This is a genomic window from Aliterella sp. E5.1 (genome assembly GCF_057473825.1).
Map to the genome: position 1 here is coordinate 1 of NZ_JBYCCV010000027.1, position 15317 is coordinate 15317.

General features: G+C 42.0%; 8 protein-coding genes. 1 reads left to right on the plus strand and 7 read right to left on the minus strand.

Features of this window, described 5'->3' with window-relative positions; all coding sequences use genetic code 11:
- Positions 1-129 precede the first annotated feature (129 nt).
- Positions 130-804 carry a CHAT domain-containing protein gene (locus AC2VE5_RS11535; protein WP_486887889.1) on the plus strand — a complete coding sequence of 225 codons (675 nt, stop codon included), beginning with the start codon at positions 130-132 and terminating at the stop codon, positions 802-804.
- Positions 805-886: 82 nt separating this feature from the next.
- On the opposite strand, the gene AC2VE5_RS11540 is transcribed toward AC2VE5_RS11535, so the two are convergent.
- From AC2VE5_RS11540 to AC2VE5_RS11570, 7 genes are all read right to left on the minus strand, one after another.
- Complete coding sequence (locus AC2VE5_RS11540) at positions 887-1975, minus strand: S66 peptidase family protein (RefSeq protein WP_486887919.1); 1089 nt, start codon at positions 1973-1975, stop codon at positions 887-889.
- Between the two features lie 702 nt (positions 1976-2677).
- Positions 2678-3760 (minus strand): hypothetical protein, encoded by a 1083-nt coding sequence (locus AC2VE5_RS11545; RefSeq protein ID WP_486887890.1) that lies wholly within the window; start codon positions 3758-3760, stop codon positions 2678-2680.
- A gap of 310 nt (positions 3761-4070) precedes the next feature.
- Entirely contained in the window at positions 4071-5993 is a 1923-nt protein-coding gene (locus tag AC2VE5_RS11550) for a glycosyl hydrolase family 28-related protein (RefSeq protein ID WP_486887891.1), read from the minus strand.
- Positions 5994-6033: 40 nt separating this feature from the next.
- The gene (locus tag AC2VE5_RS11555) at positions 6034-6999 is read right to left on the minus strand and encodes a glycosyltransferase family 2 protein (RefSeq protein ID WP_486887892.1); all 966 of its coding nucleotides are present in this window, start codon (positions 6997-6999) and stop codon (positions 6034-6036) included.
- A 105-nt stretch (positions 7000-7104) separates the two neighbouring features.
- Complete coding sequence (locus AC2VE5_RS11560) at positions 7105-8265, minus strand: glycosyltransferase (protein WP_486887920.1); 1161 nt, start codon at positions 8263-8265, stop codon at positions 7105-7107.
- Positions 8266-8291: 26 nt separating this feature from the next.
- The gene (locus AC2VE5_RS11565) at positions 8292-9749 is read right to left on the minus strand and encodes a lipopolysaccharide biosynthesis protein (RefSeq protein WP_486887893.1); all 1458 of its coding nucleotides are present in this window, start codon (positions 9747-9749) and stop codon (positions 8292-8294) included.
- On the minus strand, positions 9749-14920 hold the full coding sequence (locus tag AC2VE5_RS11570) for an SDR family NAD(P)-dependent oxidoreductase (RefSeq protein WP_486887894.1): 5172 nt from the start codon (positions 14918-14920) through the stop codon (positions 9749-9751). Before AC2VE5_RS11570 ends, AC2VE5_RS11565 begins: the two co-directional genes overlap by 1 nt.
- Positions 14921-15317 lie beyond the last annotated feature (397 nt).

A 15317-nucleotide genomic window follows, 5' to 3' on the forward strand; every position in this document is an offset into this window, starting at 1 on the left:
TCTGCTTGACTGTCTCTAGGTCTAGATGAGGACAGGCTTGCGTTACTTGACTCCTGTACATTTATCTTTGCCAAAGTTCTCTCTATTTAATACTCTACTACCTCTGACCACAACTTAGTATTAGCAGTAATGATGAGCGCGTCCAGCGCAGTACAAAAGAGCAAAAATATCCGTCTAAACGTCGAACAGAGAGCCTTAGTCAGGGCATCTACCGGGTCGGGTGTGAGTTTTGCTCGTCTGCTAGGAACTCGCACCGAAGCCGAGCAAATTTTGCAACTTGTGCCAATGGGCGATCGCTTGCAAAAACTTGATTTTGCCGCTAGTCGTGCGGCAGTTATCAGTCCCCAACTCAGTCAGTGCCGAATCGTTTATTTTGCAACTCATGGCATCCTCAACAGCGTCAATCCAGAGTTATCTGGGATTGTTTTATCTTTAGTCGATCGGCAAGGAGCAACCCAAAACGGTTTTTTACGCTTGCACGAAATCTTTAACTTGAACTTGCCAGCCGAATTAATCGTAATTAGTGCTTGTCAAACGGGGCTAGGCGAAGAAGTACGAGGAGAAGGGATAGTAGGATTGACTAGAGGTTTTATGTATGCAGGCAGCCCGCGAGTTGTTGTCAGTTTGTGGAACGTGGACGATCGCGCGACTGGCAAATTGATGGCAAGATTCTATAAAGGTATTTTAAACAAAGGATTGCAGCCTGCTGCCGCCTTGAGAGCCGCCCACCTAGAAATGTTACAGACGCAATGGAAATCACCCTATTATTGGTCAGCTTTTGGATTGCAAGGTGAGTGGAAATAAATAGCTTTTAGATGAAGCTATTTTAAGCAATTTATGAATCAAACGCATTGCAGCTTCAAAATATGCGATCGCCTCCAATTTCTCAAACTACCGCAGGCTCTAACATTCTGATACTTCCGGTATTGGCATCAATTTCAACGTTTAAACCAATCGGCAGCGTGACGATATTCTCCACGTGACCAATCGCTGCACCGTAATAAGCAGGGATTTTTAGGGGTTGAATATGACTCCATACTACTTCTTCTAAGGTAAGCGATCCATAATCAGCATCCGGCGTACATCCCGGACATTGCCCAAAAATAAACCCTGCTAGTTTATCAAATACGCCAGCAATTTTGAGGTGAGTCATTAGGCGATCTAGGCGGTAAATATTTTCGCCTGTATCTTCTAAAAATAAAATTGCTCCAGCCATATTAGGCAAGTAAGGAGAACCGACAATTGCTGATAACACTGACAAGTTACCGCCGATTAGTTTGCCTTTAGCCTTGCCTGGGGTAATAGTTTGAATGCGATTTTTTACTTGCATTAAGCGGTCTGCATCGTCGCCATCTTTAATATTTGCAATAGTTACAAGTTCGCCTGCAAATAATACGCGGCGGAAATATTCAGTTTGACTTGTTCGCCACGAAGTTAAACCATGAGGTCCATGAAAAGTAACTACTTGACTTCGAGCATTAATACCTAAAATTAGGGCAGTAATATCGCTAAAACCGATAATAATTTTAGGGTTTTGGCGGATAACTTCATAATCTAAATAGGGCAAAATGCGACTGCATCCCCAACCACCGCGAATAGGCAACAACGCCGCTACTTGCGGATCTTGAAAAAATTGGTTGATGTCTGCGGCGCGATCGCGATCGTTGCCTGCCAAATAACCATAGCGATCGCTTACATGAGGCGCAAGCTTAGGCACAAGTCCCAGACCCCGCACGGCATCTAAAACTATGTTCAGTTCTTCCCGGACAAAAGTAGCGCTTGCTGGGCTGATAATACCTACTACCGCACCAGGTTTTAAACGAGCGGGTTTTAGGAGAAGGCGATCGCCTTTGGCGCTACGCTCTGTGTAATCGCCTTTGGCGCTACGCTCTGCATAATCGTTTGCTTTTACAATCTTTAACGGTATTGCTAAGACAGTAGTAGCAGAAAGCTGGAGAAACTGACGGCGATTCAGCATTTATGTGGGTAAAGCTTATTATTCTCAAATTCTTCCACTAAATCGGCTCAGATTGACAACCTTGCCCTCCACATATCCGGTGAGTCTGAATAGCATTCAACGGCAACTACGCGCAGTTGAATAGTTATAGTATCTCCAACCTTGACATTGCCTTGTCCTATCATATTGACAACCGAACCAGATTCGCTGTCTTGAGCAACCTCTAGAAAGAAATCCTCGTCAGGGACTAGGTTCGTATAGTTATGGTTTCTATTCTTTCTTTTGAGAAACTTCATTTTAGTAATACTGGAAAAGATACTATTTTCGGTTAGGTCAGTCATTCTGGCTTATACCTTATAAAAGCTAATTTTGATTGCCATCCTGCTAATTGAACATAGTTCTAAGCTACGTGTTATCTCAACTTATTCAAGCTAAATCCGATCGAGTTTAATGACCTAGTGTATTTAGACTTTGCCAGTACCCACGTCTATATCAAACACTAATGACTAGATTAACGTACCGTCTAGAAAGATTGTTAGGTTATTTAGGCGATACTCTTGTGTTGAAGCCCTAATACTAATATTTACTCCTCACCACATATTTTTAATCCATCACTTGATACATTTAGTCTCAGACAACTTATAGGGTGGTTTTTGTTCCAGCAGCTGATACCAATTTATACTAAGTAGAATACAGATTGCTAATCAATGTGAGCGATCGCTAGGTTTTTGAGAAAGTTTTGGTAGCAGAGCGATGTTCTTGCCAGCGCAGACCGATTACGCTAACGACAAACAACATATAACCAGGTTCTTCCATCTGAGAAAAAACTAGACCAAAAGCAAACACACTCAGCACCAAGAATTTCGAAAGGTCATCTAAACAAATATAGAACCATACTAAAAACCAAAGGTACAAATACGCTCCTAGCCCTAAAAAGCCCAGATCTCCCCAGATTCCTGCCCAACCAAATAGTGGAGAAAATAGGCTAGATTGGTTGCCGAGCCAGCTTGCTGCTGTTGCCTGCCAAACAGCTTTACTAGCAGGATGAATAGTAGAGCCTAGGGGCGTTAATAACTCCTGATATTCACGCAGCATCCACCCTCCTAACCGTCCAACAGTATGACCAGGTCCAAGACCAAGCCACGGATTGAGAAATGAATGATAGTACGAAGGAACAATTGAAAATGTTGCTAACTTTAGTCTAGTAGCCTCACCATCCGGTCCGTATATTTCTGGGCGAATCCAAGTATTGAAGGCATCGAAAGCTGGAACGTTTTGGATGCACCAAACCATAACAACAGCGATCGCAACCATAGCAGATAAATACTTTAACGCCTCTCCAGCATTTTTTAGCTTGGTTAATAGCAGTAGTACCCCCGCCACCAAAAATGATAAAAGAACTTGCTTGGCATCCGCCAGCAACATATGCCAAACCGTTGCTAGAACTACAGATGTACGTATCCAAATTGGTACATTTTTAGCACTGATAAAATAAAATACCGCAAAGGTCAAAGCTACGGAAGCACCAATTACATGACCTGCTCCTTGAGCGATAAATACGCCTTTAATATTATCGGAAAGACCTCGACGCACTTGTAAGTTAAGAACATAGCGCTGGGCAAAGGCAAACAGAGTATTGATAAAGCCAGAATATATGAGCAAACGGCGGATTTGGTTAATTCTAGTTGCTGACATTGGAATGCTGACGAACGCCAGCAACATCATGAAGGGTTCACCTAGCAATAAAAAATCTACAACTATATTAATAATTCCAGCACCGTTTAGAAGCGCACTAGAAACCATTACTCCCAGCAAGATAGTTAGCCCTAGTATTATTGCTTTAGAAATAGCTATTTGACTTTTATTCTTAGTTCGAGTTTTAAGAACTATAAATATGCAAATACAAGGTATCAGTCCTAAATGCAAAAGATTAATAGTTGAAGGAAATTTCAATAAAGTTAAAACGCGGGGATAAAAAGCAGAGCAAAAGCCAAATATTAACAAATAAGAAAGCTGAATATATGCTTTTCTTTTCCTTGGGATTGTAGATTGTAAAGCCACTCAAATTGCACCTGAATATAATGTTTTATTTACGAAAAAACGAGTATTAATATTATTTAGAGCTAGTGCATAGAGGAATTGTACTACCGTTACAATTTTGTGGCGTATCACCTCTATTAAGGGTTGTCTTTACACCATTGCGAATTTGATCAACTAAATTGAGATAGAAATTGCCATTGAAGTTACATTCACTAATTGTTAGAGAAATATCAGAATTTTCATTGGTAAACATTGGCGTAGTTTTTTGCTTTCCAGTGGAATAAATAAGCCCTCCCAATATCTCTGTTTTTGCGCCAGCTTTAGTTTCTACCAAAACACCTACTTTTTCAGTTTTAAGACCTAGTACCCATAACTCTCCAGCATTATTAGATATATGCGTGCCTGTATTTTCCGGATTAATTTGCCGCGCCCAAACCTTTTGACGCTCAAATTTCCAAGGTCCTCCTACTACATCTTCAATAAAAAGTTGACCATTACCAATATTAGAGTAGCTAGATTTATTGCCACTTGTACCCAAGCCCATACTACTAAGCACTAAGGTTCTTGAAGCCGCATGAATAATTCCGCTACCAACTCCGTCTAGACGTTCTATAACTACAACAGGTGCATTGCCGTTTTCAAAACGAAAAATCCCCTTACCAACAATATTAGCCTCTAAGCCAATAATTCTTTTAACATTATTTCTAATATAAATTGGCTGCTCGATAATATAGGAACCGTTAGGAAAATATATAGTAGTTTTGCCAGAATCAATTGCTGCTTGAATCGCTACGCTGTCATCAGACTTATCATTAGCAACTGCCCCAAAATGCGTCGGGCTTTCCCAATTGCTTAAGTTATCCCAGGCTATATCTGGAGTTTCTTTGACTGGCAAGTTTAAAGATTTGGCGGGTGTAGCAATAGTATTAGAGATTTGATGAGAAACGAATTCTGTTACTAACGAACCTGTAACACCTTGATGAGTACCTTTATTGTTTTGAATTGCAACTTGATAACCTGATGTTTTAATATTACGAGCAAAAAGCGTCGAGTCATTCTTAATTGCAGGTTGCGATCGCGAACTACCACCAGTAGTTAGATTCGCATCAAGTAAAGTGAGAAATCCGCCTTTGTTATAAATTGCTGGAACAACGTTTTTACTCTGCAAGCCACGAATGTTAATAACTTGACCGTAATTAGCTAACCCATATTTTTTTTGATTTTGTAAGATAATGCGTTCAAAAGTCTGACTATTTACTCTGTTGGCGGTCTTAATCCCAATATCAAAGCCATCGACTTTAACATTTTTGACTAACAAAGGTCCAATTTCATTGGTGTAAGACAGATCAAGACCAATAAGACCTCGATCGTCTCCCGATCGCATAGTTACATTCCGAATTGCGCCTTGATTGTTGGCAATAAACTGAATTGCGATCGCCCCAGAATTGCCCTTACCTGTATCTATTGTCAGGTTGCGTATTGCATTACGAAACCTTTGAGCGGGAGCTTTACCAGTCCAAATCACAGCTTTTGGCATCAACGGGTTAGTAAAGGAACTAGCATTATCTTTCAACTTAATAATAGTTTTACCCGTATTTTGCCCTTGCAAAATAGTTCTTTTGTGGGCGCTACCACCTTTGCCTATTGGCCACTGCAATTGGTCGGAAACTAAATAAGTACCTATGGGTAAATAAATAATCTTATTTTTATTTGGATAAGTCCTCAATGCTTGTTGAATTGCTAGGGTATCATCAGCAATTCCATTTCCCTTAGCGTTGTAAGGAGCATTTTTGACATTAATGACTCCTCCATCCTCAGGAAAAACAATATTATCTTTTGTCACTTCCACTGCTGGAAGAGCTACTGTAGCGGTATTCAAAGATAAAGGAGTAGCTTCTTGTGCCTGACTCAGTTGGTGCTGTTTCGTACCGCAGCCAGCTAAACCAACTATTAATATTCCACTAATGGAGAAGATAAGTATATGAATTTTTTTCATGAACGCACCATTTCAAAATTAAAAGTTCTAGCAGCCATTATTAAACTTTCTGCTTTAATCCTAAAAATTGGCGTGTTTTGGGGGAAAGTTTTTGTTTCCAGACACGCGGCACAGAGTAGGAAGGATTAGAAGCAATAGCTATAAATAAATACCAGAATGCTTGTAAGTAATTCCTCTCAGCAAAACACAAGCCTGCTTTTCTATACCAAAACTGACCTAATGTCCGCACTTGTTGCTCGATTCTAGGTAATAGCGATTGCTGGTGATACTCTGTAATAAACTGATCGAGGTCAGGCTCTTTTTCTCCGAATATATGAGATCTATGGCGCGCTACTATGTACCTTGCTAATTGTTTTTGTTTAAAAAACTTTTGCATAGATTCACTTTTTGAGTGAATGCGATATAAAAGTAAAGGTTCGGGGACAGCTAAAATAGGACCATAATTAGCCATGCGAGCAAACAAATCTAAATCTTCAACAAATTGATATTTGGGATCGTATCCTCCGACTTCGAGCAAAACATTTTTATTGAGTAAAGCTGTAGGATTGATTACAAATGGTATGTGTCCGTTATTCCACATATGATAAAAATCTTCTTCATTTACGGCTCCCTGTCGAATTAAACTGAGAATTTTTCCCCTTGCACTTACATGATGAGCATAAGTTCCCCAAACCACTACTTTGGGATTAGTGGCGATCGCATTTATTTGCTGCTCAAATCTTTTAGGTAAGGCAACATCATCAGCATCCATAATCGCAATCCATGGATATTTTGCTTCACCAACACCAAGATTTCGAGCAGAAGGAGCGCCAAGGTGGGGGCTTTGGATAGTTTTTACTCTGTTGTCTTTTTCTAGATAAAGTTTAATAATTTCCAAAGTATTATCTGTAGATCCGTCGTCAATAATAATTAGCTCAAATTCTCGATACGTTTGATTTAATATGCTTTCAATTGCTTGAGCAATAAAATCTTTAGCATTGTACGCTGCCATTATTACGCTGATCATTAATATCCCCTGCTGATGACTTTAGTAGTGTAAATATTTTTTGGTTCTACATATTTTATGATTTCTTAATTTTTTAGTTTGGGATCGCAAATTATTTTCTGCAAACTATGATTTACAGGCTAATTGATAAATGTTCATTAGCTGTTTGTAGTTCTGCTTAGCAGTATACTTAGACTCAAACTCAAATCGAACTTCCCGGCGCATTTGCTGGAGTGCTTGCGGATGTGCTAGAGCAAACTCTACTTGGCAAGCCAAGTCTTGGGCATCGCCAGCTTTGAAGTGCCATCCCGTACGACCGTGTTCGACGAGTTCCGCAATCGCGCCAATATTGGCAGCAACTACTGGAGTCCCTTTAGCAAAGGCTTCTAATGCAACCCGACCAAAAGTTTCGTACCATTTGGAAGGAAAAATGAGAATTGTGGCTTCTCCCATCAAGCGATAAACTTCTGCCATCGGCTGCCTGCCCAACCACTCTACACCATCAATTTTTTTTGTAGCGACAATTACCTGCTCTGCCAAAGGACCGTCTCCAACAATTTTTAGAGGTAGCTGGTTGCCCAAATGCTCCCAAGCGTTGAGTAAAGTGTCTAGCCCTTTTTCGACAGAAAGCCTTCCTACATACAAAGCATATCCTCCCTTTCCTCCGCCAATTCCTGGATCGGGATTAACAAAATTAGGTTTGACGACAATCTTGTCTGCTGGCAAACCGCCTTGAATAAACTTTTGCTTAGCAAACTCAGTCAGCGCAACGTACACATCTACCATTTTTATCCAAGTCTGCATAGCGCGATGCACGCTCAACATTGTGGCTACAACTCCACTTGCCGCTCGACTTTCTCGATAGCAGCCATGCCATACCCCAGGTAAAGGAACCGCTTGACCGAGGCAGTCTTCACAAACGCGCCCCTGACGGAAAAATAACCCATTAGGACACAGGAGGCGGTAATTACGCAAAGTTTGTACTACAGGAATTCCCTGAGACTTGGCTGCGTAGTAAACAGAGGGGGAAATAAGCGGAAAAAAGTTCTGGACGTGCATTAAATCGCATTGCTGCGTAGCCAACTGCTTCACTTTTTGATAAGCAGACTGCGACCAAATTGTATCAGCAGCCATTTGGAGAGCGTTGATATTAGCAATGCGATCGTTGTTTTCTGCATAAACTTCTACCGAGTGACCCATTTCCCTCAGTAAGTTTTGTTCCGACTCGCTAGATTCGTCTTCTCCCCCGCGAATTTGGTAATAGTTGTGGACGCTGAGAATACGCACGCGATCGTTCTCCTTTACTGTTTTGCTTAGGTCTTTTGTTTGAAAGCTGGTAATGTAGAACGGCATAAATCGATTACTTGCCGCAATAACTGCGGTGAAATTAGCAGAATTACTGTTAGATAAGTTATGGCTCCGATTGCAATACAAGCGCCTAATAGTATAGGTGAAGTAAAACTACTCAAAAAGTGTTTTGTCCCTAAGACTACAACAGCCATAACCAGTGCGCCACTTAGAGGCGCAACAAATTGAGAGAAATAAGTAATAAGGTTGATCCGGAGCAACTTATAGATTGCCCATAGTTGAATGGGTAGCATTAAGTAAGCTCGAATGGCAAAGGATGCAGCGACAGCGACAATACCCCACTGAACGGCGATCGCAAAACCAATTACATTGACTATCGTGTTAGCAAACATAATCTTGAGATTCCAGTTAGGTTTACCAACTGAAACCATGACAAGCCCGCTAATTGTGAACAATGATTGAGTAATCCCGCTCAAAGCAAGAAATTGCATCACTGGAGCGCTGGGCATCCACTGCTCCCCAAAAAGAGTCCGGATAATCTCCGGCGCTAGTACCGCCATGCCCAAAAAAGCCGGAAAAGTAATAAAACTTACTAGCTGCGTAGCTGAAAAAAACGCCCGCTCCAATTTAGCAGGTTCGCTCTGGAGCCTAGAAAATGTGGGTAAGGCAACTCGTTGAATAGTAGCGCTCAAAATCTGGGTCATAGCTACCAGCAACCGATAGGCAACACTGTAGTAGCCCAAGTTGGCAGGACCAAGAAAATAACCAATCAAAAAGTCATCGGAGCGGATACTGAAGAAAGAAAGGATGTTACCCCCCAAAAGGTTGAGACCAAAGGAGAATAGATCTTGGAAATGTTTGAGCGAAAACTTTAGCCTTGGTCGCCAATCGCTGACCCACCACAAAGTAATCACTGCAACTAACCGATTGACTAATTGCTGACCTACCAAGCTCCAAACGCCGCAGCCGTAATATGCCATAACTATACCGACCGTACCTGCTACCGACATAGACAAAAGACTTCGCATAGCTAAAGTTCTGAAGGCAAGCTGACGGTGTAGAAGGGACTGCTGCACGCTACTAAAACCGCTAATTAGAAAGGTCAGAGACAGCCAACTAATAATTGGTGTAAGCTGCGGCTGCTTGAAAAAGATCGATACTGGTGCTGCCGCCGCTAAGGTAATTAACGTTAACAAGGTACTGATTCCCAAGTTAGACCAAAAAGCTGTATCTAAGTGTTCTGGTTCGAGTTCTTGGCGTTGGATAATCGCACCGCTTAAGCCTTGATCGGCAAACACCGCCATAAAACTGATAAAAACCCCGGCTAGGGAAACTAACCCAAAAGCTTCCGAGCCAAGCAAACGGGCAAGGAGAAGAAAGACAATGAAATAAAGTGCTTGACCGCCTAGATTTTCTATCGTAGACCAAGCTACACCTCTAGCTGTTTTTTGGCGTAGATTCATTAATTCTCCACCTGTGCTTTGTTCAAGCAATCTTTCAATAACTTGGCTAGATTCTGGACGCTGGCTTCATCAGTAAGTAAGTTTTCTGAGTGATAGCCAGGGATATCATAGACCTCTAAATTGCCTGTAGCTATTTTTCCCCAACCGAGCTTAGGATCGTAGTAGCAACCTGGAGGCTGCTGCGTAGCTCGAAATAAAGCGATCGGCTGCGAATAAGGGTGCGGTGCATATTCCAGCATTGCCTTGACATTCGCCTCGCGGACTTTTTGCAAAGAGTTGGGTAAAGAACGCCCGCTACCTAAGTACAACCTGGGGACAACAAAAGCCCAAGGAGTAAAGCTTAAAGTCCAAAGGCTAAAGTTTTCTAGCCAGTCTTTAAATGAAGTAACATTTGTAGAAAAACTTCTACTGCTATCGACCATGCGCTCGATGTCATCTTGTTTTTCAGTTTGGTCGCTAGCTGGCAGTAATTCTTGGCTAATATTTAGATCGATTTGCTCCTCTACATTAGTTAGCTTAGGTTTGGATCTAAAGTAGCTTTCAAGGCGTGACTTAAATCTTTGGGCAAGATGGTAAGTTACAGGTGGAAATAATGCTATTAGCCTCGGTAATATAGGTAATAATTTGGGGTATCCAGGCCCGTGAGTGTCAATTAAGGCAAGGAGTGCGACCTCCTGCCCTTGGCTTTGGAGGCGCTGAGCTATTTCCAAAGATGCTATCCCACCAAAGGACAAACCGCCTAGAAAGTAAGGACCTTCTGGTTGAAGATCGCGAATTTCGTCAGTATAGTGAGCCGCCATGTCTTCAACTTGGGTAAGCATATCTTGCATTCCATCCATACCTTTTGCTTGCAACCCATACACTGGTTGGTCTTCACCTAAATACTGCGCTAACTTGCGATACATCAGCACATTACCGCCAGCACCGTGGATGCAGAAAAACGGTGGTTTGGAACCGTTAGGTTGAATTGCTACCAGTGAAGACCAAGGTGCAACCCATTCGTCTTGGCTGAGAATGGTAGCCAGTTTTTCGACGGTGGGAGCTTGGAATAAAGTTGCTAAGGGTAGATTTTGTCCGATCGCATCGTTAATTTGCGTAAACAATTGAGCGGCTAAAACAGAACTACCTCCTAGCTCGAAGAAGTTATCATGAATGCCAACTTGGGGAATACCTAAAACTTTTTTCCAAATGGCGACAAGTTTGGTTTCGATCTCTGTTCTCGGTGCTACTTGCTTAGCAGTTGCACGATTACCTGTAACGGCAAGCGTGCCTCGGTCGATTTCGCCTGTATCAGTGAGGGGCATCTCTTGAATTTTTACACAGTGGCAGGTGCTAGGCGTACCGAAGCGATCGCATACTGATATTTCTTTAAATTTGCTGTCAGCTATCTGTTGAGGAGTAGTATAGTAGGCAGCTAAAACTTGACTGCGATGGTAGGACGTTTCTGTATAGCGGCGAATGTTGCGATTGCTGCCATCTAATCCGACCAATAGTTGTCCTTGGTTGTGATGCAAGCCGACGAGCAGGCTCTGCATTCCCTGGGTTACGGTTACGGATTGATAACCTTTGGCACGCAATAAGTCCTGGGCTTGAGACTGACGACTCATACCTGTTTGCTGCCACATACTCCAAGCAAAACAATAACTCTGCAATGAGTAGCGATCGCGTTGAATGCGAGTAAAGCTATCTAAAAATGTGTTGGCAGCCGCGTAAGCGCCGATCAACGCTCCACCAAAAAAACTTGCAAGAGAAGAAAAGCTAATAAATAAGCTGTGGGGTTGGTCTTTAATGAGTTGATGTAATGCCCACGTACCCTGTACTTTAGGGCGCAGCGTTGCCGCTAGACTGTCGCGAGTTTCATCAATTAGCAGGCGTTCTGGTGCCAGCCCAGCCAAATGAATTACTCCATCTAACTTGCATTGCCATTGACTTTTTGCCTGCTCGACTACCTGTTGCAGTGCCACGGGATCGCAGATATCGACAGCTTTGTACTCAATTGTTCCTAGTGACTCTAGAGATAGGTAAGCTTCAATGCGCTCGTTGCCCGACCGCCTCTCTACATCCCAATTCTTTCTCTCTGGTAAAGAAGTTCTACCTATTAATAGCAATTTAGCATTGTATTCTTTGAGCAAATACTTAGAAATTTCGACGCTAATGCCTCCTAGTCCACCACTGATAACGTACATTCCTCCTTTTTGAAAAGGAATTTCTTGCTTGGGTGCTTGAAGTATATCGACTTTTTCTAAACAAGGAATCAAACGCTGCTTGTTGCGGTATGCTACTTCTGGCTCCTTTTGGGCAACTTGGAGTTCTTGCAAAATATGATTTGCATCGACTTCTAGCCGAGATCCTGCAAGATCGATATGGCGACAGTCTATTTGGGGGATTTCTTGGGGAATTGTTTTTATTAGTCCTAAAACTGGCGTGCGATCGCAGGCAATTTCATCGGTAGGTGAAATCGCTTGAGTATGACTGGAAACAACCAGCAAGCGCATTGATCTATCAGGAGACGATACTTCACTAATTGCTTGCACCAGAAACAACAAACTATATATACCTCGATCCTGAGCTTGTTCTAGTGCCTCCAAGCACAAGATGTCGGCAACTAGCTCTGCATAATTCCACAAATGTACTATTTGGTCAACTTGGCGGCTTTCTTCTGCCAATGTTTGCAGCAATTGCTGATAGTGGTCTGGGTTTTGCGGGTCTATGCTGTAAGAGTTAGCAGCCAATTTAGTAAAAATTTTGCCTACTTCAACTGCGATGTATTGCCGTTTATTTTGGCTGAGTTGCTGGCACAAAAGTTGTCCCAAGCCCAAGCTGTCAAGAAAAACTAAAGTTGTCCCAGTAGAAGTCGCCTCAGTTAAAATTGTTGCTGCTTTCGGTCGCCAAATTTTGCGGTAAAACCAGTCTGGTAGGGTATTGGCGTTACCAATAGCAATGTCAATTTGCTTGAGAATAAAGTCAAATTCCCCGGTTTCAAAACGCTTGCTCAGTTGCGATCGCTGAATTTTGCCAATGGCGGTTTTAGGAATTGCCGATTGAGCAACGGGGATTAGATAGTCGGGATTGACGGCTACTTGTTGCAACACGCGATCGCGTATTTGTTTTATGATTTCAAGTAAAGCATCGCCAGAATGGGGACAATTAAAGAAGATAGCCAATTTTTCCGTAGCGCTACCAGGAGTTTGTACGGCACAGGCGGCAGTATAAGATACTTCTACCCCGGCAACGGATTCGACTGCTGTTTCAATTTCATGGTTGTAATAGTTTGCGCCGTTAATAATGATTGTCTCTTTCGCTCTACCCGTGACTACAAGATGACCGTTAGCAATCAAGCCCAAATCTCCAGTATTAAACCAACCATCAGCTAAAAATACTTCTTGATTGACTGCTGGATTTTTGTAGTAGCCAGGAGAAACAGCTTCGCCCATTACTTGCAAGTTACCAATCGTATCTTCAGGTAACACAGCGTTTTCGCTATTGACAATCCGGATCGAAACGCTGGGGATAACTAAACCTAAATCGGTAAAAGTAGTGCTGTTAGGATGATATAAACCTACTCTCGTCACTGTTCCAGTCAAAGAAGCTTTATCAACAGTATGAAATCTGAGAGAATTCTTATCTTCGCTTTGGGCGTAAGTAATCCCCGATCCCATTTCTGCCATGCCAAAAGCTGGGCGAATTGCTGTGTTTTTAAATCCGTAGGTTGCTAAATTGGCAATAAAATCTTCTACTGCTCTAGATGAAACTGCTTCCCCTGCCGTTAGTAAAGCTTTGACACAGGACAAATCCCATTGATTGTTTTCATTTTGTTTTAGCGCATCATTAACTAGGGCATAGGCGAAATTAGGGGCCCAGCTATGAGTAATTCTGTATTTGGCGATCGCGTCTAACCAATTGAGGGGACGCGATAGCACGTATTCTTTATTGGCATAAACAAGCTGGCAACCCAAGTAGACGCAGCGTAGATGCCAGTCAGAGATACTACCGATATGGTCAAAAGGCAACCAGTTGAGAATGATATCGTCGCTGTTGTGGTGGCAAAGCTGATTCGTTCCTCTGGCACGAGATAATATGTTGCGGTGGGTCAAAATAATACATTTGGGCGTGCCTGTACTACCAGAAGTGAGGTTAAAAAATGCTACATCATCTGGTTGGCTAGGATGATAATTTTGATCGGGCTGGCTAGTTCTTAATGTTTCAATAGCAGCAATTTGTAATTTTTCCCCAGGTAGCCACTGAGCCAAAGATTGCACTGATTTTTGCAGAGCTTCGCAAGTAAGGATTAGAGGCTTATCTAAAAGTTGCCATAAGCTACAAAGCTTATCTACAGCGCCACCTGCTTCGCTGTAGGTAGGTGCGACTGGAGCGATCGTGGGGATAAATCCGCCCAAGATACAACCCCAAAAAGCTGGTAGCAAGTCCTGGCTGAGTTCCAACTGAATAATTATTTTGTCTTGCGCTTTGCGTCCCAAGCCCCTCAGCCCTGCTAAAATCCGTTCGGCTTCAGCTAATAATTCTGCATAAGATTGAGTTATTTCAGTGCCATCGGGGTGTAAGTAAACGATTTTTTGTCCCAAGCTTTGTCTTGCGGCTCTTTGCAAAGCTGCGGGTAATATAGCTGGCGCATTGGGTTCATCGCGTAGAGAGCCACCATAACTAATAGCTGGGCGCTGTTTTTCTACTAAAGCAGGTAACTGTACTGATGTTGTGTCTGTTGGCGTAACGACGGGATTGACTTTTTGTTGAGGGAGCAGATCTGATAAATGTAGCGGCGGAATATTTTGGGCGTACTCTTGAACAACAACGGCTACCTGCTCGACTTCCGGTAGAAGTTGCAACTGTTCTTCCCATTGTTTTTCTAAGTTTCGATCGATTACATCGATACTTTCTAGCGCCTGTTCGTCAATTTCTCCGGTAGCAGTCAGAGGCAAGCTAGATAGGGAGACGTACGTATTTGGTAACAAATTAGCGGGTAAAGCTGCTGTTAAGCGAGACTTAATTTGCTGCGGCAAAAATGCTCCCGTTACAACTACGTAAGCTACTAATTCTTGAATAGAAGTTGCTGTTTTTCGATTCAAAACTACGCAGTCATCAATAGCTGGATCGTTTAACAATGCTGCTTCTACGATTTGTCGTGTTAAAAACTTTTCTAGTGACTGGATCATATTTTTATTTGGCAGTTATTTTAATGTATAAGTATTCTTTACTAAGCTTGTGACGGGCCTACTGTGTTTGCTACTTACTTAAACAAAGTTTGTTAATAAAATTAAAAAAATCTACAATTTATGCAGTTTTTCTGTGTATAACTCACCTCAATATAAAAAACTAGCTCAGTTAAATTATTTGAGCTTAACTTGCTTTTAAAAAAAATATGTAAAAGTTATTTAAAGTTATGATAAATTCCCTAAAATAAGCAGGTAACTCTAGCTTGAATTTACCTCCTACCTCTTGAAGTTAAGATTAAGCTTTTGATTACAATCTGTCAATCTAAGTTGACAGTATATAATGACTTAGTTGTTAGGAAGCATACTAGGCTAAAAGCTGTACTAATTTGATGTAATT